We start from the raw sequence: 25,922 nt of genomic DNA, 5'->3' as shown, positions 1-25,922 counted from the left end.
AGAGCAAAATCAGCGGCCGCCCAACTGTCTGTCAAAGGATTAAGAAAGATTTTACGCAACAAGAAAAGTCTAGGGGTAATGATCTCCCCTAAACTTCTCTTATTTTTTTTGCAATTTTACAAGCGTCAAAATAAGCAAAACGGAAACGAGTGATAAGGCGATGACCAACCAAAGATTGGCTTTTGATTGAACAGTAATTGTATTGCTAGAATCAGCAGCCTCCTCAATAAACTGGTCGACCTCTTCCTTTGTATAATGAAAATACGTTGTCGTTTCGTCGTTGCCATCTGATCGTATAAATTGATACTCCCCAGACATCAATTTGGCCCCATCCAACAATGGGACATTAAAGAGCGTTTTTATATAGGGTGAAAGAACAATCTGTTCCGACTCTATCTTCCCTTCAGCGATAATCTCCTGATTGGGATTGATCACACGATAGGTGCCACCCTCAGCATAGGTCACAAGCGGATCATTATTATATAGATAATAAGATAGAGTCGTTGTGTCTCCAGTAATCGTAAATTCAAAATCCCCGATAGTCTGTTTTGTTCCTTTAGCCAGTTCATTCAGTTTTAGGCGAACGACGATTACTTTCTGATAGACTTGCTGAATATCTACAGAATCTTTATTTTCTTGTATGCCGATTACCTGAGAAAAATTGATCCCACCTAATACTTCCCCATGAATCCTTTTATTTACATTAATGATGATTTGAACATCTCGACTTTGCTTTGCATCTAATTGCAAAAAACCATCAACGAAATTCCCATCTTGCGGTTGGATTTTTACATAATTCTTTATATCATAATCTTGGTTCAGTAAATTTTCTGTTTCCGCTACATAAGTCATCGAATTCCTCGTAGAAACAGCGATACTTGGAAAAACCGAGACTTCAATGGCATAGTTTTCAAGATTGGTAACAGTTGCCGTATAGCGATATTCCTGATTCAATTGAGGTGCAAATTGAATATCCTTTACCTGACTTGTCTCATCATCAGCTTGGATCGAAACATTAAATGAAGAGCTGATCTGTTCTTCCGCTGCTACACTTTCAGTGTAAAAGAACATTCCTAAGAACAGGCAAAAAAAGACCACCTTAAAAAAACCGTATTTCTTCTCGCAATTAGAACTAGACATGAAATTAAGGTGTAACGTCCGTAGCTTCTGATGCAGTCAAAGTGATTAGATAATCTGCTTCTTTGGTACTGTCAAATGTTGCTGGATCGATCGTATAGTCAAAAGTACCTGTTTGAGTTGCTTCGTATCCTTGCTCTGCTTCCACACTGAATACTTCACTTGTAGCAACGGTTAGACCAGGTGCAATTGTTTCTCCCGGCACTTGTGCTGTGATCACCACTTTTTTTGCACCAAAGGATTTATTCGCTAATGTTCCCGATAGTGAGAAAGTACCTGATAGCGGATCTGCTTTTGCATCCGTAAAACTAATCTCTGCAAAGTCAACCGTTTTTGTTTCAGCAGGTGTTTCTAACGTAAATGTTGCTGTTCCTTCGTTAACAGTTACAGCAACTTCCTCTGCTGCTACAGGTACGGACACACCAATAGAGAGAGCAAATAAGAACGCTGTTGCTAAGATAACCTTTTTCATTGATTTCATTCCTCCTTATATATTTTTTTGTAAGAATCGAGCTTACAAAAAAACTATACACTATTTTTTTTGGCAAACTTCTCTTCTTTTTGCAATTTTTTTCACCAAAAGAATAAAGGTTTTTTTAATCTTATCTCGCGAAATTTTCATTTTCCTCCATCAAAACTGGTGGCAGTTAACGAAAATAAATAGACATGAAAAGTGAAATTTTTTCAGATAACGGTCGTAACGCTTATTACTTTGACCCACTCTCTCTAGCAAACAAGGAAAAGCCAAGCCACTATTTGTTTATTCCGGCATGAAGGAAGTATCAGTCGTTTCCATTTCTTCCACTAGAGAAGAACTTTCATTACTCTGCAAGAGACTCTCTGTGGAAAAGGTTGCCTCTGTTGAAGAGGTACTTGTCGTAGCTGATTCCCCTACACTCTCATCACTCTCGACGATGGATGCATGGTCTTCTTGGTTGTTACTTGACGGCAAAAGTGAAGACGACAAATTTTGATTCGTCGCTGCAGAAGAGATTTCCGTGATAGTAAAAATTACTTTATAGTTACCTTGATCTGCCGTCAGAAATTTTTTAGGATCTAATGTAACATAAAAATGGTGGTCATCCATCGTTTCTGTTGCCACCATTTCTGCCGCATTTTCAAAAGCAGCGCTCAATCCACTGCCATTTGAAGAGATCTCCAAGTGATAAGCCGTTGTCACATCACTGGCAGAACTTTCAACTTTTAGACTACCTTCATAACTCAGTAATTCATTGCTAAAATCAATCTCCTGAAAATCAAAAATGATTGGTTCTTCCACCGTTAGTGAAAAACTCGCTTCTGCAGCAAAAATTCGTTCCGTATACAATAAAGAAAAACACGAAACCATTAAAAGACAGCTTGCTTTAATCCGTTTCATCATTCTAGTTCTCCTTGAGTAAAAATACCTACTGTTTTAAGGCAAGACACGATTCACTATTACCAAACAAATGACATCCTTCCCTTTCTTGCGGTATCCCTCCGCTTAGAAAGGTGGTCTCTACTCGACAACGGTAAAAAAACTGATCGTAAAGAGAGGGAGATCTTTTGTTCATCATATTCCCTTACGCATGTTCTCTTCAGTCAATTATCGTCAATAATTCCTTCAACAGTCATTCATCCAGTCAAAAAATAGTTATTGATTTTGGTCTTGTGAATCCTTCTCCGCTTAAATCATAGCACAAATGGAAAACCCTCAATTCTCCTCAAAACACCGATATTTACAGTCTAGGGAGAATTGATTTCCTCAATGATGCAAAATGACGCAACAGTTTATTTGTTTTAAGTCAGAGCTATTCTTCTATATAGCCAAAGGAACTTTCACTTTTATGGTTTCACCACCCAAGCCTCATCATAGTAATCGATCGTAAATTCAGTATTTGGAAATTCAGTCTTCACAAATTGCTTTATTGCCGCCAACTCTGTTTCAACATTTGTAATCAAAGTGATATATTCTACCTTGTTTGTGTCCTTCAACTCGACTATGTATTGTTCTGCATCTGTCCAATGGGCATCAATAAATGTGAAAGCTACCTCTTCAGAGGCATGTTTAAACCCATCCATTATCAAAACGTTAGTGGAATCAACGATTTTCAACGTGTCTTTCAGGATATTCAATGAATCAACGATATATTTTTCTACTTGATCTAGGCCAAAGTTTATCGGAAACACGCAATTTCGATAGAAATGATCGTATCTTTCGTTAGCAAAACGTATGGAATACATTCTTTCACTTAAGCGTATATTTTCTATTATTTCCATCATCTTTAAATCACCTTCAGGTTTATTTATTACAAATAAAATTGCTATAGTTAAAATACCGCAATTCCGACTATTTTATTTATCTTTTTTTGTCAAAAATTTGCACATTATTTAGCAATTTTTTTTAATGCGGTCTCAAGCAACTCAAAGTAAGCGGTTCTTTCTCAAACGAGAAAAGCACCTGAGGCTAATTTCCATTTCGTTTTTTAGCACTCATCTGCCAGCAACCCAAAACAAATTTTGAATCGACTCAAAAAAAGAGAGCGCCAGCTGCGCTCTGCTTTATGTATATTTCGCCAAGATCGCTGATTGGATCATGGCATTCAAATTATCCCAATCTCTTGTATTATGAACATTGCCAAAAAATGCAAATTTTTGTGATGCATTATGGATCAGCACACCATCTGAAACCAAAATATCAGAGTCAGCTAGATTGGCATTAAACTTGATAACTTTCTCATTATAGATTTTCAATAGCGTATTTTTGATAACAGGGATATATTCCGGATGATTCAAAAGAGAGATACCAATAGTGATTTGATCTTCTTTTTGGATAGGTAGGTAGGAAGTAACGATTTGGGAAAGCTTACGAATAAAAAGCGGCTCTCTCTCGATCCATCCCCGATGATTATTAAGGACCCGATCTATGATAACCTCCACTTCAACCAGTCGATCATTTGTATAATCAATCTCCCCGATTGACAAAAAATTATCTAGATACAGATGGATATAGCCCCAAGTATTGATCACTACTTCATAGATAAAAACTGATGAAGCCTGCTTTGTTAGAGCATATTTCTTTGAAAGTTGTTCAAGAATCTGAGAAGCAAAATCCACATAATCATTGTTTTCAAGCATGAGGAATTTTTCCCCGATCACCTTTTTTTCAGACTCTCTCACTGTTTCTGGGATGAAAAGCACCCGCCAAAAATAATAGTAGACAAGTTCTTTTTCCACATCAGATTGATTGCGAATAGGAAAAAGATTTGCCAGCTGTTGATCATTTTCTTTCTTTAAACAATGATAAAGCGCTAATGTTGACGCATCAACTCCAGGAACAATATTCCCTCGGAGGATGGCATTTTCAATAATAGAAAAAACGATCGCATGCTTGACCTTTGTCGTACGCAACGTCTCATAATCTTTGGCGATCCACTCCACACTAGAACGGATGGGATGTTCTGTATAAACATTACAGGCCATGACTTCGACGAGATAATGATACATGCGAATACATGATTCTTCCCCTGTTAATTGAATCGAATCACTGCTATTACTGATTTTTATCGGTACATTTTGGACCGCGAACATTTTTTTTAAATAACTAAGCAGTTTATAACAATATGAAACACTAAAAATCAGCTCTTCTGAAATATCCACCATTCGTGTTTTTCGTTTTCTTAATAAATAGATGAGGAGTTTGTAATAGGGAGATTCCAAAAAATACTTTTTTTTGAGGTTTACAAAAATATACAGACTTTGTTCTTGATTTAAATCATCAGACAGATGAAGTGTTCTTTTTTCAAGAAAAAAAAAGGAGTCCTCCAGCGTTGAAATACCGGCTAGATCATCATCGATCTCAGTTAAGAGGATTTTCACCTGATAAAGTGACTTACTGAGGGATTCTCCAATCGCATCTAAAGAAAGTTGTTTTTCAACAACGAGATTTCTTACAATTGTTAGTTTATCAACTTGTTTCTTAGTTAAGTAAAACCTATACAATTTTTCTATATAATCCAATTTTTTAACCGCCTTAATAAAAAAAATATCCCAGCTTCCAATTATAATAAAAAAAATTTAAGTAACTGCCAAATCATTCACAAAACGGTCATTTTTAATCATTTCTTCAACTTTAACTCATTCTAAGATTTTTCTCTTAATCTGAAAAGTATTCTGACTGAGCGTAGTATTCACTGTTATGATACCCATTTTGATATTGTAGCTCTGACTTGATCGATCTGCTTTTGGTATCAAAAATGAATCTACATACGAAGCTTGTTCTTCAAACTCCGCAAATATGTGAAGAAAAAAAAGCCTTTCTACACTTTCTGCTACTAATCTGATTCACAAAAAAAACGCTTGATCCAGCAGCGCATCATTTATAGGACAACTAAGCTTGCTCACTAAGATCCTTTCTACTGGCTAGGAGTGTTAGTCATAAGAAAGGGAAAATCGGCAGTCACAATGATGGTTCACTCTGTTGATGGAATCAAAGTTCTTTCGTCCATTGTAAAAAAAAGCAAGCTGGCTTCTACAGGAATAGTGGATTTGTAGCCTCTCGCCTATTCGATTGTCAAATGGCTCTCCTAGGGGGCTGAGAAAGCTTGCTATTAATGTCTCGAGAAATTGATTGCTAGCTTTGTCGTTCTATCCACTTGCCGAAGACAAACTAAAGCAACTCCCTTTTACTAAGGCGTAAAAAAGCGTGGTAAAATGTCAGAATATTCAAACATAATTTCCGATAGAAAAAGATGAACTTCTAGAAAGAAGGATCAAGTTCCTTTTAGAGTACTGCGTTCTCGTTTTATCCAGCAATCTTTATATTCATAGATATTCAAAATGACCAAGTCATCCGTCAATTCATTAAATGCGTCAATCAACTCTTTATCCCCCGCATCAACATTTCCCACTACCTTAAAGTCATAATAGTTGCCCGATTTGTCTACACATTCGATCACATAACAAATAACATCTCCCCAAAAATGCTCTAGTCGATGGTGACAACCGGCTTGATCTAAGCGTGCATGTTCCGCGATACAAAACACATGCTGGATCGTGTGGGTAAGGATGTTGATCTCCCCTAAAGAATTTTCCAAATACGCTAGTGTTTCAGCGATATCTGCTTTTTGATCAACAATTAGATTTCGTTCTAAAATCGAATTTACTTTATTACTGAAAAAACGAACGCTTATCATCAAAGCCTTTTGCTGTTCAATATTTTTTTCTTTAGACTGCAGCATATTTTCACACTCCTAAAAAGAACTTTAATCCTCTTTAATAAGCATATAACATCTTCTTTTTTAATTTTATCGTCTTTTGATGAAAAAAACTAAAAAAAAAATAATCATTTATTATAATAAGAAGAATTTGCCACTTACAGAAAAAAATGAGTGTTGAATTTTTTAAACGAAGCTCTACCCTGAAAGTCACAGGCTGTCCCAAGAGTTGCTAATTCCCTTCACGATCCATCCTGATAAAATAGGAGGCATCCGGTTTTTGAATTGACAGTTCTCATGAATTGCACTTTCAAACAATGGGTTCTATTGAACTTCGATTACATCAGAAACCCTAACTCTGTTAGCTTTCTTCACCAGCCCCTGCTGGTCATTCCTAAAAATGATTCCGCTGAAATCCCTCTTTTCTTTGTAAGAATTTCATATCGCTAGCACTCCTTCACCCGTCATCACAACAAATATAATTTTACCTATACTTTTTGGGACTGTTCAATCATAAATGATTTCTCAGCCCCAGATTGATATGAAATAAAAAAGCCGATCTTTCTCAAATAAAACCTTAACCTGACACAAGAAAACAACAGAGAAAGTGAAATGCTCTACGAGGTCATTCTACCGAGAAATCCCTACGATTAACAGATAAAAACGCATATTCTATAATTTATTCCAATAATTTTGACAATATTCACCAATATCTTTATTCTATGTCAATTTTTGTATTACTTAAAATGATTCCTGATAATGCAGGAAAAAGCAATCTTAAGGACAATTGTAGAGAATAAAAGCGATCACTTAAATAAAGCCCTCAGAAAACTTGTTCTGTATTTCAGTGAATCTTGGATTTTTAAGAGACTAAATCAAAGGGTTGAAGTCAAGTCATTTGTTGACTTCTGCACTTCTTCTAGCCTACCTGAAAAACCTCCACAAATTAGTGGCTGACTTTTACGCTGGGCATACTACTTTGCTTATGAACGAAATCGACTTAGATAAAGAAAACCTCCTATGATCTTCCTAGAGAAGCGCCAATGCCGACAAATCACAGCAATTACTCCGAATAGCATCGGGAAAAGTGCTTTTTTAGCAACAGATCATACATCACAAAATGGAGAGATGCCCTGGATGCCACCAGTTTGAAGCAATGGTTTCATTTATTGTTCGTCTAATAGGCTATTTTTGCTTTACTCCTTCGTTTTTAGTAATACAGGAACTTCGATAGGAAAAACAACTTATCCCTCCTTCCAAAAATCCCAGCAAAACAAAAAACCTTATTTTTTATCAGTTTTCTACACTATTTGTTGTTATTTCGCAAAAATATAGATAATATTCACGATAATTTCCCTTTATACTTTTTATATTCAGAAAAACATCTGAAAATCTAGAACGAGGTTTAAAAATGAAAAAAACTTTCTTAAGTATCACTCTCGGAGCCACAATCTTACTAACGGGTGGAGTCAATGCGACCGCCTTAAGCGTCAGCAATCCTAATAGCGACCCCCTCAAAGTTACCATCTTAGATGGAAATTCTGCTTTCGCTTTTCACAACGAAATGCGTTTAACGAATGGGGGAAGGTTTACTATCGGAGATGCCTTTTTCGAAAATAGCACTCTTTCTGCGCGAGGAGGAATTTCAAATGTGGGCGGTGCACTATTTAATTACACTCGCTCACCCATTGAGGTGATCGTTGAAGTCAAAGCCCCTGAACAAAGTGGCATCCAAATCACTGATAACCCAACAGTGACGATCAAAGCCGAGGCTATTTCTCGTGGAGAAAACACGATCAACTCCACTTATTCCGTTAGCCGTGAGACTGCTTTCTTAACAGAGCCACCAATAATTACTGTTACAGCCAGACTTTCAGGGGAAAGTGAAAACTTTTCTTGTGTATCACTATAAGCAAATGTGTATCACTATAAGCAAAAAAGATCGCCAATTTTTGTACACAATCGAACCATCCGAATCTTTTCTATAAAACGACAGAGACTTATTTATCAAGTCTCTATCGTTTTCATTTTATAAACAAAAACCGACGCAGTAGTTTGCAGATCGTTGCTGCCAGCTTCAAATGAACGAATGATAATCGCAATAATAAATTTTAACCACAATAAAATATTCCAGCGTATATATTTTATATATTTTCAAAAAAATTAGCACTAAATCGGATAATCGCTACCCTAAATTGCATATTATAATTCATTTAAGCAGTGCAACAACTGCAATAATTAAAGTGAGGTTTTGAATATGAAAAAAATTGTTCTAGGCAGTACATTCATTGCATCTTTGTTGTTAGCCGGAGGAGTCAACGCGTTTGCTGTGACAGATGTCCCTGCCTCGGAGACGATTCCGGTTGAACTCGAATATGGAGAGGCAACATTCGAGTTTAATGACGGCATCGCCTTGGAAGAACCTGTACAGATTACTGATGTTTTATTAAACAATGGAACTGTGGCAGGAACTATCTTAAATGTAGGTGGTACTTTGACCAATTTAACTGCTTCTGAAGCAATCGTTTATTTTGCTGTTAACGCGCCTGATGACTTTGATGGAATCGTTGTCGACGCTACTAATCTTAATACTTTGACTGCTGACCCTGTTGATATTGAATCCCTAGGAACAGACATAACATTTACAATCGATCAAACATTTGCACAAGATTTTGCTGCATTAGCAGAAGATGCAGACGCTCCTGTGATCACTGTAATTGCACAAGATGGTACCGATCCTGGTCAAACTCCATCACTATAATTTTCAAAAGGAAAAAAATCATGAATCATACATTCAAACACAGAAATTCTTTTCTAAGGATTTCTGTGTTGCTTCTCTTTATAGCATTCATTAGTAATGCAAGTATCCGTCGCGTAAATGCCGATGAAACTGCGAATTCATTAAAACTTACACTTAGTGAAACGGAGTACAAAACTTCTGATAATACCTTGAGTATTTCTCCTGAGATGGAGACGGCGTATATTGTTGAAATTACACTAGAAAATGTTGGATCCGGTGATTCATCCATTGTTGTCACACCTTACACCTCTACTGCTCTCTCACGAGAATCAGCTATCATCTATAGCGATGACTTAAACTTACTGCTAGATGACAAGTATAACTTTTCCAATTATGCATCAATCGAATCAGAGGCATTAGATGACGATAATCAAATTGAGATCCCTCCGAATGAATCCGTTCTGGTGACCGTTACGATTACTCTTCCAGAGGAGCCTGCACGTGAAGGAACCGTGATGGGGGCAATCAATTTTAGTCAGATCATGGGTCTTGAAACAGCAGAAGATTCAATCGGTATTAAATCTGTGTACGAATCACTTATTTTTATCAACTTACTTTTTAATGAAGTGGAAGAGCTCAAAGACGTCGTTTATGAAGATTTCTCCTTTGTTGCGCTTCAAGATACGGTAAACCTCCAATTTTACGCCCTCAACTATAATCCTATTTTAGGCAACTTGAACAATGCACTCTACGAACTAATAAACCCAAATGGAGAAATAATTGCCTCTGGGGAGTTAGCAGATTCCGTTCTTTTAACGCCGTTAACCAAATCAAGAATGCAGATTCCTTTAATAGACAATAGTGAACTTATTGAAGGCGAATACCGGTTGACAATAGAAACAACTAGAAAAGCAATCACCACTCTTTTTTCTTATGAGAAAGAAGACCTGGATGACTTCAAAAAAGAAAGCATTCCAACAAATACTGTCACTATTCAGTCAGACAATCAATTGTTTATCTGGATCATCCTAATTCTCTTAGCAGCACTTACAGTGGCAGTCATATATATAGTAAGATCAAAAAGAAAAAGAGAGGGCTAGCTCCTCTCTTTTATGCTGTTTCTGCTTATTCCACTGCTCATCAATTATTGATAGCTTCCTTTTTAAAGTAATGTTGCGTATCTCCTCGCCGAAGCGGGACAAGAAAAACCGCTCATATCAAATAAGCGGTTTTTCCTGATATATGCCTAAACATTTTCTCTTCAATGATCATTTCTTTTGAAAAAAAAGTTGCTTTCTCGTACTGGCTTTTCTCCCCTAAAAAAAACTCAGCACTAGCCTCATCCTCGACATCACTGATCGAATCTTCTAAATTGGTAGAGTCATTATCAAGGGTGTCTTCTTCCAAGTTTGCTTGCTCGTCGTAATTAGATTCTGCTTCTTCCTTTTGGCTCTCGGATTCATCTTCGATGCCATTGTCTTCTTGCTTTTCATCGTCTTGGTCTTCATATGTCAAGTTTTCATCCGGTATCTCTTCTTTTTCCTCATCCGTCTGATTCATTTTTATCTCTTTCGTAAAGGTCTCTGAATCATCAATTGCTGTAAAAGTGACTGATAGGTAGTACTCAGAGTCGGAATCAAGATATTCCTTTATGTTCAATGTTGCAGCTATGTTAAGAATCATTGATGCTTCATCAGCATCCTCAATCTGAATGATCATCTCTTCCGAACCGTTCACGCTTTTTAGTTCTGCTGAAAATTCTTCTCCAACAGCAGTGATTGTAACGCCAAAAGCACCTTCACTGCCGTTGCTATCGACAGTCAGCTGAAGATCTTGTGTGGTTCTTAACAAATAATAGTGTTCATCCTTAAAGTCAATCGTGTTTAAATCAAAAATCAAAGTTTCGGAAACGTCATCAGCCATAGCCTCTAGTGTTGGAAATAAAATCATCACCGAAAAAATGAATAACAAACTTTTTAGCACTACCTGGTCCCCTTTCTTCTTTCAGAAATCACTTTTATTTAACAAATAATCATTCGCTTTAGCAAAATCGATCTATAGATAACTAGTACCAAATCCTGCTCAGATATCTTCACTTATCTTCATTAGTAGCATCTGACAAAAAGAAGATTTCCCTCAATCAATGAATTAAATGCCCACTAACACTGGCAATCTCTTCTCTGCTTTTCCTCTACTTTCAAACAAGAAGAAAATTTCCTGAATCATTAAATGTTGCCTAGGCTATTTTTCTATTCATTTCAAATGCAATTCCTTGCTGTCATCTTTAATACTACGCTCTTTTCCCAACTCATTTTTATCTTCTTTTAAAAGAATGTTTATGAATTAGGATAATTTTTTCAGAAAATTCTTCAATCAGTGAATCATTCACGACTAATCCCACATTTCATTCTGCATCAAAAGCACCCTTGAAGCACAAAAAAGCCCCTTCTTATCCATTTTGATAAGAAAGGACCTTTTACCCTAAAAAAGATTCACGCTACCCACAAAGCTGAGTATACCTAAACAGTCTAGCGGGAAACGGCTCTTACATCAAGCTCTTCAATTCGACGTCTGGGTACTTGTCAGCGAACCAACGCATTGCAAATTGATTTTCAAATAAGAACAATGGCTGGTCGAAACGGTCTTTCGCTAAAATGTTACGACTGGAACTCATGCGCTCATCTAAGTCTTTCGGATCGATCCAGCGAGCGATCTTGTGGCCCATTGGGGTCATAATGACTTCTGCATTGTACTCATTCATCATGCGGTATTGGAAAACTTCAAATTGCAGCTGCCCGACAGCACCGATGATATACTCATCACTAAGATACGTCTTGTACAACTGGATGGCTCCTTCTTGGACCAACTGATAGATTCCTTTGTGGAATGATTTTTGCTTCATCACATTTTTTGCAGTGACTTTCATAAAGAGTTCCGGAGTAAACGATGGTAGCTCTTCGTAAGCAACTTTTAGTTTTCCTTCATAAATCGTATCGCCGATTTGATAATTTCCCGTATCATAAACCCCGATGATATCTCCAGCGACTGCTTCTTCAATATTTTCACGGGTATCTGCCATAAATTGTGTCACATTGCTGAGTTTCATTTTTTTGCCAGTACGCTCTAGTGTCACGTCCATGCCTCGTTCAAAGGTTCCTGAACAAATACGGACAAAGGCGATCCGGTCACGATGGGCAGGATTCATATTTGCTTGGATCTTGAACACAAACCCGGACATTTCTGGTTCATAAGGACTGACTTCATCACCGGCCAAAGTTTTGTGACCATAAGGTGCTGGTGCAAAAGACAAGAAGGTTTCCAAAAAGGTCTGTACACCGAAATTCGTAAGGGCAGAACCAAAGAACACGGGTGTTTGATCGCCACGAGCGATTTTTTCTGTGTCAAAGGCATCGCCAGCTTCTTGCAGCAATTCCACTTCTTCTAAAACTTGTTGGAACAGCCCATCTTCGGCAAATGGATGGTCTGCAGGAAATTGTCCATTTTCATCTAGGGCAACTAAACGTTCCCCACCGTGATTGTCTGGACGGTAAAATTCGACCCGCTGGTTATGAATATCATACAGCCCTTCTAAGCCTTTCCCCATGCCGATCGGCCAATTCATTGGAAATGATTCGATCTCTAAAAGATCTTCTAGCTCTTCTAGTAATTCTAATGGTTCACGGCCATCACGGTCGAGTTTATTGATGAAGGTAAAAATTGGAATGCCGCGTTTTTTAACCACTTGGAAAAGTTTTTTCGTTTGCGCTTCGATCCCTTTTGCGCTATCGATCACCATAACCGCACTGTCCACCGCCATCAAGGTACGGTAGGTATCTTCAGAAAAGTCCTCATGCCCAGGAGTATCTAAAATATTGACCCGTTTGCCTTGGTAATCAAACTGCATAACGGAACTGGTAACGGAGATCCCCCGTTGTTTTTCAATTTCCATCCAGTCGGACTTTGCGAAATTGCCAGTCTTTTTTCCTTTGACCGTACCGGCTTGGCGAATCGCGCCACCGAATAGTAATAATTGTTCTGTAATGGTTGTTTTCCCCGCATCCGGGTGGGAAATAATCGCAAAGGTACGGCGACTATCGACTTGTTGTTTTAATTTTGGATTATCCATTGATTTTATTGCTCCATTTCTTGTATTTACAATGCGAACAGTGTCCATCTAAGACTGTCGCTAGTTTTCTGACCAAATCAGTATATCATGGATAAGGGTGATAAAAAAGCAAAAAAAGACAAGAACCCCCTTTGACTGGTCTCTTTTGAAGAGTCAGGCAAAGGGCGTTCCTTCCATTTGATGGAAACAAATTAAAATGCTGGCAATAACGTATCACTATGCTCGTTTTCTAAAAATTCGCGAACCTTATCGCTAGTCATGGCACGGCGCAAAACGGCGATTTTTTCAGCATCTTGATTGTCTTCTCGAGCAACCAATGAGATAGCAAAGCGATCATCGATGGTCTTTTCTAAGAAAAGGGCATCTGCTGGTTTCAAACCGATTTTCGCAATATAGGTTGGGTAATTGTATACCAAAGATACATTTGGCTCATCATAGGCTTCCGCAAGATTCAGTAGATCGACAGATAACCATTCAAAGTTTTTCGGATTTTCTGTAACGTCTTTAAGTGTTCCATTGACACCAACGCCATCTTTGAGAGTGATCAACCCTTCTTCTGCTAAAATCGCTAACGCTCGACCTTCATTGGACACATCATTCGGCAATGCGACTTTCGTTCCCTCTGGAATATCATTGATATCCGTATACTCTTTGGAATAAAAGCCGACTTTTGCGTTATAGATTTTATCTAATGCCACTAGGTTTGCATCTTTTTCTTCATTATACATTTGCATATATGGTTCATGTTGCGCAAAGTTGGCATCGACCTCGTCATTATTCAGCAACTCGTTGTACTGGATATTGTCATTGACTTGAACCAATTGGATCTCCCAACCATCTTCGACCGCTTCAGCAGCAACTTTTACGACATCGGTCATTGGTGTCGTTTGTGAAGCGACTTTGATGATTTTCTCTTCGCTCGCCTCATCAGAGCTGGAACCGCAAGCCCCCAATACACCTAACGCCAATACACTCAATCCTAAAACAAATCCTTTTTTCACTTTCATTCCTCCTATTTTCGTTTATCAAGTTTTCTTGCTGCTTGATTGCCAATCCCTTGCAAGATAAAGACCAAAAGAATCATGATGATAATTGCAAAATACATGACGCCATATTCATAGCGTTGATAGCCATAGCGGATCGCAAAATCGCCGATCCCGCCGCCGCCAACGATCCCCATCACCGTCGAATAAGAAACCATGCTGACTGCTGTCGTCGTCAAGGATAAAATCAAGCCACTTCTGGCTTCTACAAGTAAAAATGACCAAACATACTGCCATTGACTGACGCCCAAGGATTTTGCCAAGTAAGAAACTTCTTCTGGGACATCCAGCAGTACTTGCTCCGTCAAGCGAGCAAAAATACTCATAGCAACGATGCTCAAAGGAAAACTTGCGGGAATCGGTCCAAATGAGCTACCTAAAAGCATCCGCGTCAACGGGATCAAGGCTACGACAAATAATAGAAATGGAAACGAGCGAATGATCGTCACAACGAGATTCAAACACTCATAAAGAAATGAGATTTTTTTCCCACGACTGCGGCTAAGAAAAAGCCAGACACCTAACGGCTGGCCTAAGACAATGGCTGCAAGCATCGAAATGCCCATCATGATCGCTGTTTCTTTCAAAGATTCCAGCAATTCAGGCAGATAATACAAAATACTCTCACTGATCGTCATGCAGCAAACTCCTCTCCACTTTGTTCACATAAGAGCTTTCAATGCGGACAATTGGCTGGGGCTGATTGGCAAATTCCGCCGCAAAGACGGCATCTTCCAATACAAACACACGTTGACAAATTTGTCGGACGGCCGATAGTTCATGACTGACAAAAACGACTGCTGGCTGGAACGTCTGTTGAACTTTTTGCAGTAAAGCAAGTACATCGGCTTTCGTATCTTCATCCAGCGCACTAGTGGGTTCGTCACACAGCAAGATTTTCGGCTCACGGATCAACGCCCGTGCGATAGCTACTCGTTGTTTCTCCCCACCGCTCAACTTGGCTGGATAAATGTCGACTTTGTCTTCCATCCCAACAAATGAAAGCATCTCCAACACCTTCTCCGATGATTTCCCCATTAACTTCAAGGGCAAATAGACATTTTCAAAAACGGTTCGATTGTGTAACAGATTGTAATTTTGAAAAATCATGCCGATTTCTTGTTGCGCATGTAGCAGCTGTTTTTTGTTCGATGCATCGATTTTTTTGCCATCAAAAAGTAATTCCCCGCTGTCTGGGGTTTCAATCAAGTTTAAAAGCCGAAGCAACGTCGATTTTCCTGAGCCACTTTTGCCGACGACCCCAACGATTTCCCCTGCCTGAACCGAAAAAGACAAACCATCGAGAACCTTTCGATCGTAACGCTTTGTGAGATTGATCGCTTCTAACATCTTTTTCCTCCTAATCAAACAGCAATGCTAAAAATTCAGAAGTGGTCATCTGATGGATAAATTGCTCGATGGCGATTCCCTCTAGCAAGCGGCTGATGGTACTTTGTTCAAAATCAACCCCTTGCAACATTGCTTCCAGTTCACTGATCTCTTTTTGCCCAAAAAAGTCACCCGTAATTTGGAGTGCTGCGATCTTGCCTTTGTTCACAGTAAAATCGACTTCAACGATCCCTACTTGTTCAAACCGCTTTCTTTTTTGCCATTCAAATGCTGGGGCTTCATTGAAAATCCACTCATTATTCGCATACCGCTCTTCAAACAACGTTTGGATCGCTTGTCGATCGGTTTCCGTCAAGACGATCTCTTGATCACTGATTTCATCGATGGTGGCTACTTCGTAGATATGGCAAAGGAGTGTATCTCGAAATTCCTTGGTATCCATTGATTGGTATTGCTCTGCCAAATAAGGTTTGATATTCGTCACACTTTTCCGCACGGATTTCGTTGCTTTAGAAGCAATTTTTTCTTGGGCAACGTGTAGAACGTTCGTCAATTCTTCCAGGTTCACATCATACATCAATGTGCCATGAGAATACGTCCGGCCTTTTTTTGTATACATCGCATTGCCAGAAAACTTTTTCCCATCAATGAACAAATCATTGCGACCGTGTACTTCAATATCCTTGGCTCCCATTGCCGCTAACCCCTTCATGATAGGTTGCGTCGCACTTTGATAATCGCCAAAACTTGTGGCATCTTTTTTAGTGACAAAACTAAAACTCATGTTGCCTAGATCGTCATAAACCGCTCCACCACCAGATGTCCTGCGAGTCAAAACGATATTACGGCTTCGCAAATACTCAAAATCGATCTCTTGATACGCATTTTGATTTCTACCGATTATAACACATGGTTTTTGTATGTATAACAGAAGACAAGGTTCTGAAACATCTATGTTATCCATCAAGTACTCTTCAGTTGCCAAATTGTAACGGATATCTTCACTAAGCATACGATAAAATTTCATTATAAGCCCCTCGTTCTCATTAGATTTCTATGGACATTCTCGCTTTTCTTTCGAAAAAATGCAATCAAATTGCTTGAAGATAAGATACACATGTTTTTTTATCTGTTTTTAAACTGTATTATTGATTAGATTTATCGTAACCGTTTCTTACAAACAAATCAAGGGGAATAAGTAAAAAAGGAACAAAAAAGACCAAAGCAAATGCCTTGGTCTTCCTCATTTCATTTATACGGAGCTTTAACGGCGCGGCTCGTCTTCCTCAAAATCTTTGCGGAAATAGCGGCGTTCTTCCTCAGGTTCCACTTCGCCGTCTTCAGGGTCGTGGAAGATCACCCGAATCTTCAAGACCCGTGAGCCTTCCATTTCTTCAGAGATCAGCTTTACGTTGTCCACTTCAAAGGAAAGTTTTTCTCCTTCATCAGGGATCAATCCTAAAGCAGTGATCAAATATCCCGCCATCGTGTCCACATCACTCATATGCAAGCTCATGTTGAAGGCTTCATTAAAATCATCGATCAACATGCGGCCTTGAATGACATATTCTTTATCAGAGATTTTTTCATAAAGTTCTTCGACTTCATCTGATTCATCATCGATCTCGCCGACGATTTCTTCAAGCAAGTCTTCTAGTGTAACCAACCCAACGACGCCGCCATATTCATCAAGCAAAATCGCCATTTGGTTTTGGGTTTTCTTTAATTCATAAAGCAAATCATCGATAAAGACCGTTTCTGGCACAAACAATGGTTCTTGTAGAATTTGTTTGATGTCCATCGTATCAAAGCCGTATTTGTACGCACACTTCAATAGATTTTTGGTATGTAGAATCCCTACGACTTTATCTTTATCTTCATTATATACAGGAATACGAGAATAATTTTCTGCTAAAATTTCAGTCAAAATTTCTTCTACTGAGTCATTGATGTCCACCATAAAGGCTGAGGTTCTAGGAACCATGACTTCCCGGGCGACTTTCGTGTCTAATGAAAAGATCCCTTGTAGCATCTCTAATTCATCTTCTTCAAAGACCCCTTCTGTTTCCAACATATACCGCATTTCATCACGGGTCATCTTCGTGTCTTCATCGTCAAATTCCATTGGAGTGATGCGCGCCAATAAACTTGTCGAAGCAGATAAGAACCAGACGAAAGGTTTGGCAATAATCCCGATCGTTCGAATGACACCAGAAGTGAACTGGGCAACTTCTTCTGATTTGTTCATGGCGATCCGTTTTGGATACAACTCACCGAAAACGATCGACACATACGTCAAGATCGCTAAAACGATAATGTTTGCTAAGCTTTTAGCTGCTGTTCCCCCACCTAATAAAGGTGCCAAACGGGTCGACAAGGTATCTGCCAGAGATGCCCCAGATAAAATATTCACCAAGGTAATCCCAACTTGGATCGTTGACAAGAAATTTGTTGGATTATCAATGATTTTCAATAATTTTTGTGATTTGACATTTCCTTCTTCCGCTTTTTGCTCGACACGGTTTTTGTTGACTGAGACGACTGCGATCTCAGAGGCCGCTAGAAAAGCGTTGATCAATGTCAAAACGATCAATAATAAAATTTGCGCTAGAAGCGACTGACTCTCGGGGTCAGCATTCATAATAGCATTCTCTCCTTATTTTTTCATTTTCTAAAAAAAATCGTGGGCTTAGCCCACGATAAAATCCTATCACAAAGTTTTTTTCTTTGCAATAAAAAACACCAGTCATTGATTATTCAATCAACCGTTCCTGATTTTTCTTAATTTTGTCATCTTTGATTAGGCGAACAATAAAGACGACAATCGTTCGGCAAATCGCATAAAATGGCACACCTAAGAAAATTCCTAATAAGCCAGCTAGATTACCAGCAACTAATAAGACCAAAATGATCGTTAACGGATGGATCGCCAATGATTTGCCGATCACATTCGGGTAAATAACATTTCCGTCTAATTGTTGGACGATCAGAACCACGATACAGCATAGTAGCGCTCGGAAAGGTTCATCAAAGACCGTCACTAATACCGCCGGAATCAAGCCAAGATAAGGACCTAAATATGGGATCAAGTTCGTAACCCCTGCGATCACACCGAATAAAAAGGCATAATTGACGCCAATCATCCAGTAACCGATGAAGGTGAAGGTACCAACAAAGATACATTCGATTGCTTGCCCACTGATGTAGTTGGACAATGTTTTGTTTAGGTCGCCCAGCAAGCCAACGATCTGCTCTCGTCTTCTTTCTGGAAAGACAGTTTTCAGATTAGGAACCAGCTTTTCCCCATCCTTCAGCATGTAAAACAAGATAAAAGGTACGGTCACGATGATCATTGTTGCGGAAGCGATCGTACTGACGATCGATCCTAAACTGGTGGATAATCCACTAAGAAACTGCTGTAGCAATGAGCCGTAAGAAAGATTTAGGTTTTCTAATTGCTGGGCGATATCGATTTGTTTGAAGAATGGATCATCTGCGATTCTTGAGATCCAGCTCTCCATATTCTTGGCAAATGTTGGAATATTTTCTGCCAATGAAGAAATCTGACTCACCAAATTAGGAATAACACTGACGAAAATCAAGATGATGGCTGCTACTAATAACAACAGAACGAGTATGACAGCAAACAGCCGTTTTATTTTGGTGGTTTTCATCAAAAATAAGACGATTGGATTTAGCAGATAATAGAGAAAGCCAGCAATCAATACTGGTGCAAATAAAGTAGAAAAAAACGTGCCGATCGGTGCAAATAGAAAATTGACTTTACTTAACACAAATACAAGTGTCACTAAAACCAATGCTTCCAAAGACCAAAAGAACAGTTTTGATTGTTTAAATTTGTCGAACAAAAGATTCCCTCCCTTTTTTATAACATTATAGATGATTTTGAAAAAAAAAGCTTGCGACTTTAGCCGCAAACAAAAGAAATTTGTAAAAAAAGTGGTATACTATTAAAAATAACGGAGAAATATTAGCTGAGGTGAGTTTTTTATGCATATCGCACAAACAAAAGATACGCTAAGTGACATTTATCTGGCGTCATTGAAAATACGAAATCAAGTGTTCGTGAAAGAGCAAGGTGTTCCATTAGCATTGGAAGTAGATGAAAATGAAGCATTGGCAGTCCACTTCGTCTTATATGACGATGATAATGAAGCAGTCGCAACCTTGCGTTTCTTACCTATCTCTGATCATGAAGTGAAGTTGCAGCGAATGGCAGTCCCCGCTGCTCATCGTGGTTCAGGTTACGGCAGACAACTGATCGAAGGTGCGGAAGCCTTCATTCAAAAACAAGGAGTCAAAAAGGTCACTTTAGGCGCTCAATTAACCGCCAAAGAGTTTTACTTGAAGTTAGGCTATCAGCCTGAAGGCGATGTCTTTTTAGACGCGGATATGCCCCATATCAAAATGAGCAAAACCTTTAACGAGAAGTGATTACTTAAAACAGCGACCATAAAACAGATCCTTCCTCTGTTTTGTGGTCGCTGTTTTTTTATTCCTCTGCTTCCACGATCTCTTTAATCGCTGCCAGCAACGCTTGCGCCACCTTTTGATCATAGCCGTCACTCGTGATCACTGACAGATCGGTGTCACTGTTCAAATAGCCTAACTCCAATAAAACTGCTGGAATATATTGTTCTCGCAAAACATAATAGTTACCAAAACGGGTACCGTTGGAACTCAATGCCACCGAGGAACTCAAATTGGCAGTGATCGTTTCTGCCATCTCTTTTGCCCCAGTATAGTAATAGTATGTTGTCAGTCCTTGATTGCTGTTTGGTATTTCTGAATTATCGTAATGAATGCTGATAAATAGATCTGGTTCTTCTGAAAGAGAAGCAGCGGTAATATCTGACAGCGAGAGATAACGATCTTCGGTGCGTGTATAACTGACTTGAATACCTGCTTTGGTCAGTGCTTCGCCGATCGTTTGGACCGTTGCTAACGTCAAATCTTTTTCCATGATCGTTTGATCCGTCGAAAGTGCCCCAGAATCTTCGCCGCCGTGACCTGCATCAAGGACGACTTTGAAGTTCGATAAATCTTTTGGTACTGCCGAAAGCGCGACTTCTTGAATCGATGCTGATTGCTTTTCAATGTAACCTGTTACCCCATCATCTGTTTGAATTTCAACCATCTCTTCTGTTTGACTGATGAAGGTTGCCCAACTTCCTCGATGGATTTTCCCAATGACTGTCTCTTGACTTGTTGTCTGATAGATCGATACATAATCGTTCTCACTTTCAACCGCTGCATCGTATTCTGAGGGATCTACATAAATTCGGACCATACTGACAGTCTGAGCGGTCTCTTCTGTTTGAGCGTTAGGCTCAGTTTGAGAAGTACTTTCTTGACTCTCCTCCCGAGCGGATTGGTCATTTCTCAACACAGCAAACCCCGCTACAAAAAGCAGAATCATGGTGGTCCCGATAACAAGCTTCCCTTTTTTCTTCATGTGCTTCCCCCACTTATTTTCTTAGTCTCTTTATCATGGGACTATCAGCTTAAACGGAACTTAAAGCCTGCTGATGGAAGCATTCCTTTAGAGACACAAAAAAACTCCAACCAATTTGGTTGAAGTTTCTTGGGAAAAATGAGCGATCCGACCCATTTCACTTATTTTTGAGACAACTGCTTGTAGCGATCATACCAAATGTCCACATACCCTTGCGAAAAGGGTCCTTTGCCATTATTGATCCAATCTACTAAAATTTTGACATTTTCTTTCAAGATAAAATCAATGTCTTGCGGATATTGCATAATCTTACTGTGCAATTCATACTCATCCACATCTAGTAAACGTTTCTCGCCATCAGGAAATACTTTGATATCAAGGTCATAATCGATATATTTCAATGCCTCTTCATCAAGTAAATACGGTGAAGCAAGATTACAATAATAGGAAACCCCCTTCTCTCGAATCATTGCAATAACATTAAACCAGTATTTTTTATGAAAATATACAATTGCTGGTTCACGGGTAACCCAGCGTCTTCCATCTGATTCGGTCACTAGTGTATGATCGTTGACCCCTATCACTGAGAATTCACTGGTCTTTAAGACCATCGTATCCCGCCACGTTCGATGCAAATTGCCGTCATGTTTGTAGCTTTGAATGCTGACAAACTCTCCTTCTTTTGGAACTCGCATAGCAACCCTTCCCTCAGCAAGAAAACTTGCGTTTTGTTTGGGTGTTCATTACACCGACATCGTTAATATTATAGCAATAAAAGAAAGCTTTGCCTAGAAATCTTTATCGAGTTTCTGATATTTCTTTAATTGCTCGACTAATTTCTGCTGAGGTTTTGGAAAAACATAGTTTTGAAAGGACTCTTTGGCAGCCCATTCGCTGTCTTGTAACGTGAGCTCTCCCCGTTTTCTGCCATAAAATAAAAGGACATGCCATTTCAAATGACTAAAGATATGCGTGATCTCACCAAAATGTCGTTTTTGCCAAACGACAGGCAGATCAGAAAAAATCTCGAGTGCATCATCTTCGGCAATCAAATCTAACTGCAACTGCTCCTCTTTTGCCCATGTCCGCTGCAAAGCCTCATATTGTTCTTTCGTTACTTCTACCAATGGGAAATGCCACATAGAGGCCAATAAGCCTGTTTCAGGTCGCTGCACAAGTAGAAACGAGCCTTGATCTTCGATGGCGCCTGCGATGTAGTAGACATCCTTGGGCTTAGCTTTTTTCGATTTCACTGGAAAGTCTGTTTGTCGATTCTCTGCATAAGCAAGACAGTACTGACTGATGGGACACTCTTCACATTTCGGTGTGGTGGGTGTACAGATTCGTGAGCCAAGATCCATCAAGGCTTGATTAAACTCACCGGGTTCATCGTGGGAAATGATCGTTCTCATCGCCTCGTCGAATGGTCTTCGGCTGCTAGCTTTCGCAATATCTGCTTCGATACAAAATAACCGACTGACGACCCGCATCACATTTCCATCGATCGCCGGTTCTGGTAAGCCAAAAGCAATACTGCCGATAGCACCAGCTGTATAGGGACCAATTCCTTTTAGTGAACGAATCTCCTCAATTGAATCGGGCATTTTCCCGTCGAATTCTGCCACGATTTGCTGGGCAGCCGCCTTCAGATTGCGGGCACGAGAGTAATAACCTAGACCTTCCCAAACCTTTAACAGCTTTTGTTCTTCAGCTTCAGCCAAGTCTTGGATCGTTGGGAATTGCTCCATAAAACGGTAAAAATAGCCAATCACTGTTTCCACTCGTGTTTGTTGAAGCATGATCTCTGAGATCCAGATTGCATACGGATCGTTGGTCGCCCGCCAAGGAAGATTGCGTTTTTCTTTATGATACCAAGTTAAAAATGTTTCTTGGAACGTCTCGATTTTTTCTTCATCCCAAGTTTCCCATTGCTTACTCATCCATTACTTCCTCATCTAAGAATCGTTGTATATCATCGATGGCAAACCCTTTTTGATAAAGGCCTTGCTTGATTTTCATTTTTCGTTTCATCAAGGGCAAACGTTGATGCCGCCGCATAAGGCGAGCACCTTCCCTTTGGAGCGCTTCATTTTCTTGGTCTTCATCTTTTTCCATCGGTAATTCATCCAAAATCATTTGAATGACTCCTTGATGAAAACCTTTTTGCATCAAATGCATTTTTATCTTTTGGATCATTTCTTTATGGCTTTTATTGTGAAAACGACGCATCGCTTTTTCAGCCGTATGATAACCGACTTCAAACTGCATTTCCTCGGTATACAAAGGCAGTACTTCTTGAATCACGGGATCTTTCAAGCCTTTTTTTCTCAATTGCTGGCTGATGACCACGGGTCCTTTATCACTCATACGGACTTGGGTGCGAATGTAGCTCTCTCCATAGTTTTTGTCATCGATCAAATTCAGCTCTTTTAGACGTTCAACAACTAAGTCTCGGTCTTGTTTTTCGATTTCTTTGTCTTTCAAATAGGTACGGACTTCCATTTCAGAACGCAGCTGATAGCTGATATAGTTCATGGCTTGCTGCAATCCTAAATCAAATCCTGCACTTTTTTTGATTTCTTTTAATTCTTCTTCACTCAGTTCCTTGCCTTTTAATAGCCGAAAACGGACCAAAAGATCTTCTGAGACCCGCAGCGTTTCACCTTCTGATGTCGCCACTTCATAAAAGGGTCCTTTTCCTTTATTGATACGAATAATTGTATTCATCTTCTTCACCTCGCGAACGTACATTCTATTTTACCACAACTACAATGAAATTCCTTCTAATCAAGCTGAAAAAATGTGGTAAAATGAACTGACTATTTTATTTAAGGAGTTCACATGGCAAATACACAAGTCCAGCTTGGACAAAAACTACAACTAACGATCAAACGCTTAGGGATCAACGGAGAAGGCATCGGTTATTACAAAAAGCTAATTATCTTTGTTCCCCGTGTTCTACCGGGGGAACAGGTCATTGCCGAAGTCACCAAAGCCTCTCCCCGCTTTGCTGAAGCCAAGATGACCAAAATCGTCAAGCCCAGCAGCGATCGCATCCAACCACCGTGCAAGTTTTATGACCGATGCGGCGGCTGCCAATTGCAGCATTTAGTCTACGATAAACAATTAGATTTCAAAAAAGACCTCTTGAAACAAGCACTTGAAAAATTTAAGCCAAATGGCTACCAACAGTTTGAACTAAGGGATACTTTAGGCATGGATGTTCCTTGGCATTACCGCAACAAAGCGCAATTTCAATTGCGTTACAACAGTCAAACCAAACGTATCGAAGCAGGTTTATACGAAATGGAATCCCATCGCTTAGTCGCCATTGATGATTGCCTCGTACAAGAACAAGATACGCAAAAAGTGATCAACGGCATCGTCCAGTTGTTGAATAAATACCAGATTCCCATTTACGATGAACGCAAAAACAGCGGCATTCTACGAACATTGATGGTTCGGATCGGGATCGCGACTGGCGAAGTTCAAGTCGTTTTCATTACCAATTCTGTCAAACTGCCACAAAAAAATGCGCTGATTCGCGAAATCAATCAGCGCTTGCCGCAAGTCGTTTCCATCATGCAAAATGTGCAAAACAAAAAAACATCAGTCGTCATGGGAGAGGAAACGATTCATCTTTGGGGCAAAGAAGCGATCGAAGAACGGTTGAATGAACTGACCTTCGACTTGTCCGCCCGCGCATTCTTCCAGCTGAATCCGCAGCAAACCAGCGTCTTGTATCAAGAAGGGTTAAAAGCCCTTGACTTGAGCAAAAATGAAACAGTCGTTGATGCCTACTGCGGCGTGGGAACGATTGGGTTGAGCGTGGCTCCTTATGCCAAAGAAGTCCGCGGTATGGACATTATTCCTCAAGCAATTGAAAATGCCCAAGAAAATGCGCGCCGCATTGGTGCCCAAAATACCCATTATGAAACGGGTACTGCGGAGGAGCTCTTACCAAAATGGTTCAATGAAGGCTTCAGACCTGATAGCATCATTGTTGATCCGCCGAGAACAGGCTTGGATGAACGATTATTGAAAGCTTTGCTGAAACAGCCACCGAAGAAGATGGTCTATATATCTTGTAATGTTTCTACTTTAGCAAGAGACTTAGTCCAACTAGCCAAAGTGTTTCACGTAGAATATCTGCAATCAGTAGATATGTTTCCACAAACCGCCCGCTGTGAAGTGGTAGTAAAATTGACCCGCAAATAAACATTCGCCTGACAACTCATCTTATGATCTGTCAGGCGAATGTTGTTTTCGTTGTCTTTTAAGCATAACGATTAATTGATTTGTAAGACGAGGACTTTCGTGGCAATAAAGGTGTCCCCTACTCGCTGCCCATACAGACTTACCGATCGTTCAAGCTGCAGATCTGCACGTGACCCCTCCACAATTCGAGAATTATGTGATTGTGCATCATATAGAATTACTTTTATCTCAGTCTCGCTAGTAATCGTAAAGGATAATCTTTCCTCAGATGCGATCGCCATATCAAAGACTTCGCCGTCTTCCCCTGTTCCTTGAGAAATGTTCGTCAACTCCATCTCAAAACGATCACCATCAATAAGAATGAGTGTGCCCGTTTCATCTGCTTGTGCCAATTCCTCATTCGCTCGCTCTGCATCTATCTGAGTCACTTGTTGCGCTTTTGTCTGATCGGTTTGATCGTGATTATTTTGGGTCTCGTCTCCACTTTGACTTGTTTGCGTTTGCGGCGTATTGATTTGGTTGTTGATCGGTACGTTGTCGTTGTTTGTCTGTGGGTCATTCGCAGCAACACCACAACCACTAAGTAATGCCACAAACAAGATAATTGCTGTTTGTTTTTTTATCATAAAAAACACCT

The 25,922-nt window shown here is 39.5% G+C and carries 24 protein-coding genes; 5 read left to right on the top strand and 19 right to left on the bottom strand.

What is annotated here, in order from left to right; translation table 11 throughout:
- Window positions 1–99: 99 nt before the first annotated feature.
- The 6 genes from A5870_RS07035 to A5870_RS07010 form a co-directional block, all read right to left on the bottom strand.
- Entirely contained in the window at window positions 100–1,098 is a 999-nt protein-coding gene (locus tag A5870_RS07035; RefSeq protein ID WP_139843159.1) for a DUF916 domain-containing protein, read from the bottom strand.
- Between the two features lie 46 nt (window positions 1,099–1,144).
- Window positions 1,145–1,609, bottom strand: coding sequence for a hypothetical protein (locus A5870_RS17625; protein ID WP_226818202.1), 465 nt, complete (start codon window positions 1,607–1,609; stop codon window positions 1,145–1,147).
- A gap of 288 nt (window positions 1,610–1,897) precedes the next feature.
- Window positions 1,898–2,518, bottom strand: coding sequence for a hypothetical protein (locus A5870_RS07025; RefSeq protein ID WP_086292234.1), 621 nt, complete (start codon window positions 2,516–2,518; stop codon window positions 1,898–1,900).
- A gap of 443 nt (window positions 2,519–2,961) precedes the next feature.
- Complete coding sequence (locus tag A5870_RS07020; RefSeq protein ID WP_086292233.1) at window positions 2,962–3,399, bottom strand: hypothetical protein; 438 nt, start codon at window positions 3,397–3,399, stop codon at window positions 2,962–2,964.
- A 279-nt stretch (window positions 3,400–3,678) separates the two neighbouring features.
- Complete coding sequence (locus A5870_RS07015) at window positions 3,679–4,995, bottom strand: helix-turn-helix domain-containing protein (RefSeq protein WP_252086089.1); 1,317 nt, start codon at window positions 4,993–4,995, stop codon at window positions 3,679–3,681.
- Between the two features lie 893 nt (window positions 4,996–5,888).
- A complete protein-coding gene (locus tag A5870_RS07010) occupies window positions 5,889–6,356 on the bottom strand; it encodes a hypothetical protein (RefSeq protein WP_086292231.1) in 468 nt (155 codons plus the stop codon).
- A gap of 1,387 nt (window positions 6,357–7,743) precedes the next feature.
- Between A5870_RS07010 and A5870_RS07005 the strand changes: the two genes are divergently transcribed.
- The 3 genes from A5870_RS07005 (at window position 7,744) to A5870_RS06995 (ending at window position 10,172) form a co-directional block, all read left to right on the top strand.
- Window positions 7,744–8,244, top strand: coding sequence for a hypothetical protein (locus A5870_RS07005; protein ID WP_086292230.1), 501 nt, complete (start codon window positions 7,744–7,746; stop codon window positions 8,242–8,244).
- A 345-nt stretch (window positions 8,245–8,589) separates the two neighbouring features.
- Entirely contained in the window at window positions 8,590–9,093 is a 504-nt protein-coding gene (locus tag A5870_RS07000) for a hypothetical protein (RefSeq protein WP_086292229.1), read from the top strand.
- A 20-nt stretch (window positions 9,094–9,113) separates the two neighbouring features.
- Window positions 9,114–10,172, top strand: a complete 1,059-nt coding sequence (locus A5870_RS06995) for a DUF916 domain-containing protein (protein WP_086292228.1) — start codon at window positions 9,114–9,116, stop codon at window positions 10,170–10,172.
- Window positions 10,173–10,284: 112 nt separating this feature from the next.
- Here the strand turns inward: A5870_RS06995 and A5870_RS06990 are convergent, their stop codons facing one another.
- The 8 genes from A5870_RS06990 to A5870_RS06955 all read right to left on the bottom strand — a co-directional run bounded on the left by A5870_RS06990 (window position 10,285) and on the right by A5870_RS06955 (window position 19,460).
- Complete coding sequence (locus A5870_RS06990; RefSeq protein ID WP_086292227.1) at window positions 10,285–11,055, bottom strand: hypothetical protein; 771 nt, start codon at window positions 11,053–11,055, stop codon at window positions 10,285–10,287.
- Window positions 11,056–11,617: 562 nt separating this feature from the next.
- A complete protein-coding gene (locus A5870_RS06985) occupies window positions 11,618–13,198 on the bottom strand; it encodes a peptide chain release factor 3 (protein WP_005225872.1) in 1,581 nt (526 codons plus the stop codon).
- A 191-nt stretch (window positions 13,199–13,389) separates the two neighbouring features.
- Window positions 13,390–14,205, bottom strand: a complete 816-nt coding sequence (locus A5870_RS06980) for a MetQ/NlpA family ABC transporter substrate-binding protein (RefSeq protein ID WP_086292226.1) — start codon at window positions 14,203–14,205, stop codon at window positions 13,390–13,392.
- A 5-nt stretch (window positions 14,206–14,210) separates the two neighbouring features.
- Window positions 14,211–14,879, bottom strand: a complete 669-nt coding sequence (locus A5870_RS06975; protein WP_086292225.1) for a methionine ABC transporter permease — start codon at window positions 14,877–14,879, stop codon at window positions 14,211–14,213.
- Window positions 14,866–15,591, bottom strand: a complete 726-nt coding sequence (locus A5870_RS06970) for a methionine ABC transporter ATP-binding protein (protein ID WP_086292224.1) — start codon at window positions 15,589–15,591, stop codon at window positions 14,866–14,868. Before A5870_RS06970 ends, A5870_RS06975 begins: the two co-directional genes overlap by 14 nt.
- A 10-nt stretch (window positions 15,592–15,601) precedes the next feature.
- Window positions 15,602–16,618: a lipoate--protein ligase gene (locus A5870_RS06965; protein WP_086292223.1), complete on the bottom strand. Its 1,017-nt coding sequence runs from the start codon at window positions 16,616–16,618 to the stop codon at window positions 15,602–15,604.
- A gap of 237 nt (window positions 16,619–16,855) precedes the next feature.
- Window positions 16,856–18,232, bottom strand: a complete 1,377-nt coding sequence (locus A5870_RS06960) for a hemolysin family protein (RefSeq protein WP_077454399.1) — start codon at window positions 18,230–18,232, stop codon at window positions 16,856–16,858.
- Between the two features lie 112 nt (window positions 18,233–18,344).
- Window positions 18,345–19,460 (bottom strand): AI-2E family transporter, encoded by a 1,116-nt coding sequence (locus tag A5870_RS06955; protein ID WP_077454400.1) that lies wholly within the window; start codon window positions 19,458–19,460, stop codon window positions 18,345–18,347.
- Window positions 19,461–19,602: 142 nt separating this feature from the next.
- On the opposite strand from A5870_RS06955, the gene A5870_RS06950 reads away from it, so the two are divergent.
- Complete coding sequence (locus A5870_RS06950) at window positions 19,603–20,046, top strand: GNAT family N-acetyltransferase (protein WP_081118119.1); 444 nt, start codon at window positions 19,603–19,605, stop codon at window positions 20,044–20,046.
- Window positions 20,047–20,104: 58 nt separating this feature from the next.
- Here the strand turns inward: A5870_RS06950 and A5870_RS06945 are convergent, their stop codons facing one another.
- From A5870_RS06945 to recX, 4 genes are all read right to left on the bottom strand, one after another.
- On the bottom strand, window positions 20,105–21,067 hold the full coding sequence (locus tag A5870_RS06945; RefSeq protein WP_086292222.1) for an N-acetylmuramoyl-L-alanine amidase family protein: 963 nt from the start codon (window positions 21,065–21,067) through the stop codon (window positions 20,105–20,107).
- 161 nt (window positions 21,068–21,228) lie between these two features.
- Window positions 21,229–21,762: a nucleoside tri-diphosphate phosphatase gene (ntdP, locus tag A5870_RS06940; protein ID WP_005225863.1), complete on the bottom strand. Its 534-nt coding sequence runs from the start codon at window positions 21,760–21,762 to the stop codon at window positions 21,229–21,231.
- Between the two features lie 93 nt (window positions 21,763–21,855).
- Window positions 21,856–23,007: an A/G-specific adenine glycosylase gene (mutY, locus tag A5870_RS06935; RefSeq protein ID WP_086292221.1), complete on the bottom strand. Its 1,152-nt coding sequence runs from the start codon at window positions 23,005–23,007 to the stop codon at window positions 21,856–21,858.
- Complete coding sequence (recX, locus tag A5870_RS06930) at window positions 23,000–23,794, bottom strand: recombination regulator RecX (RefSeq protein ID WP_008378247.1); 795 nt, start codon at window positions 23,792–23,794, stop codon at window positions 23,000–23,002. The genes mutY and recX overlap by 8 nt, the downstream gene beginning before the upstream one ends.
- Before the next feature lie 114 nt (window positions 23,795–23,908).
- On the opposite strand from recX, the gene rlmD reads away from it, so the two are divergent.
- Complete coding sequence (gene rlmD / locus A5870_RS06925) at window positions 23,909–25,285, top strand: 23S rRNA (uracil(1939)-C(5))-methyltransferase RlmD (RefSeq protein WP_086292220.1); 1,377 nt, start codon at window positions 23,909–23,911, stop codon at window positions 25,283–25,285.
- Between the two features lie 71 nt (window positions 25,286–25,356).
- Here the strand turns inward: rlmD and A5870_RS06920 are convergent, their stop codons facing one another.
- Window positions 25,357–25,911: a hypothetical protein gene (locus tag A5870_RS06920; protein ID WP_236598488.1), complete on the bottom strand. Its 555-nt coding sequence runs from the start codon at window positions 25,909–25,911 to the stop codon at window positions 25,357–25,359.
- Window positions 25,912–25,922 lie beyond the last annotated feature (11 nt).

It is taken from the genome of Enterococcus sp. 2G9_DIV0600, from assembly GCF_002140615.1.
GTDB lineage: Bacteria > Bacillota > Bacilli > Lactobacillales > Enterococcaceae > Enterococcus_D > Enterococcus_D innesii.
The sequence above is the reverse complement of the archived record's forward strand: the minus strand, read 5'-3'. Positions and strand labels throughout refer to the sequence as shown.

Bases quoted from the DNA above. Each gene is read 5' to 3' on its own strand.
- A5870_RS17625 (WP_226818202.1), bottom strand. From the start codon at position 1,609: ATGAAAAAGGTTATCTTAGCAACAGCGTTCTTATTTGCTCTCTCTATT.
- A5870_RS07025 (WP_086292234.1), bottom strand. From the start codon at position 2,518: ATGATGAAACGGATTAAAGCAAGCTGTCTTTTAATGGTTTCGTGTTTT.
- A5870_RS07020 (WP_086292233.1), bottom strand. From the start codon at position 3,399: ATGATGGAAATAATAGAAAATATACGCTTAAGTGAAAGAATGTATTCC.
- A5870_RS07010 (WP_086292231.1), bottom strand. From the start codon at position 6,356: ATGCTGCAGTCTAAAGAAAAAAATATTGAACAGCAAAAGGCTTTGATG.
- A5870_RS07005 (WP_086292230.1), top strand. From the start codon at position 7,744: ATGAAAAAAACTTTCTTAAGTATCACTCTCGGAGCCACAATCTTACTA.
- A5870_RS07000 (WP_086292229.1), top strand. From the start codon at position 8,590: ATGAAAAAAATTGTTCTAGGCAGTACATTCATTGCATCTTTGTTGTTA.
- A5870_RS06995 (WP_086292228.1), top strand. From the start codon at position 9,114: ATGAATCATACATTCAAACACAGAAATTCTTTTCTAAGGATTTCTGTG.
- A5870_RS06985 (WP_005225872.1), bottom strand. From the start codon at position 13,198: ATGGATAATCCAAAATTAAAACAACAAGTCGATAGTCGCCGTACCTTT.
- A5870_RS06980 (WP_086292226.1), bottom strand. From the start codon at position 14,205: ATGAAAGTGAAAAAAGGATTTGTTTTAGGATTGAGTGTATTGGCGTTA.
- A5870_RS06975 (WP_086292225.1), bottom strand. From the start codon at position 14,879: ATGACGATCAGTGAGAGTATTTTGTATTATCTGCCTGAATTGCTGGAA.
- A5870_RS06970 (WP_086292224.1), bottom strand. From the start codon at position 15,591: ATGTTAGAAGCGATCAATCTCACAAAGCGTTACGATCGAAAGGTTCTC.
- A5870_RS06965 (WP_086292223.1), bottom strand. From the start codon at position 16,618: ATGAAATTTTATCGTATGCTTAGTGAAGATATCCGTTACAATTTGGCA.
- A5870_RS06960 (WP_077454399.1), bottom strand. From the start codon at position 18,232: ATGAATGCTGACCCCGAGAGTCAGTCGCTTCTAGCGCAAATTTTATTA.
- A5870_RS06950 (WP_081118119.1), top strand. From the start codon at position 19,603: ATGCATATCGCACAAACAAAAGATACGCTAAGTGACATTTATCTGGCG.
- A5870_RS06945 (WP_086292222.1), bottom strand. From the start codon at position 21,067: ATGAAGAAAAAAGGGAAGCTTGTTATCGGGACCACCATGATTCTGCTT.
- ntdP (WP_005225863.1), bottom strand. From the start codon at position 21,762: ATGCGAGTTCCAAAAGAAGGAGAGTTTGTCAGCATTCAAAGCTACAAA.
- mutY (WP_086292221.1), bottom strand. From the start codon at position 23,007: ATGAGTAAGCAATGGGAAACTTGGGATGAAGAAAAAATCGAGACGTTC.
- recX (WP_008378247.1), bottom strand. From the start codon at position 23,794: ATGAATACAATTATTCGTATCAATAAAGGAAAAGGACCCTTTTATGAA.
- rlmD (WP_086292220.1), top strand. From the start codon at position 23,909: ATGGCAAATACACAAGTCCAGCTTGGACAAAAACTACAACTAACGATC.
- A5870_RS06920 (WP_236598488.1), bottom strand. From the start codon at position 25,911: ATGATAAAAAAACAAACAGCAATTATCTTGTTTGTGGCATTACTTAGT.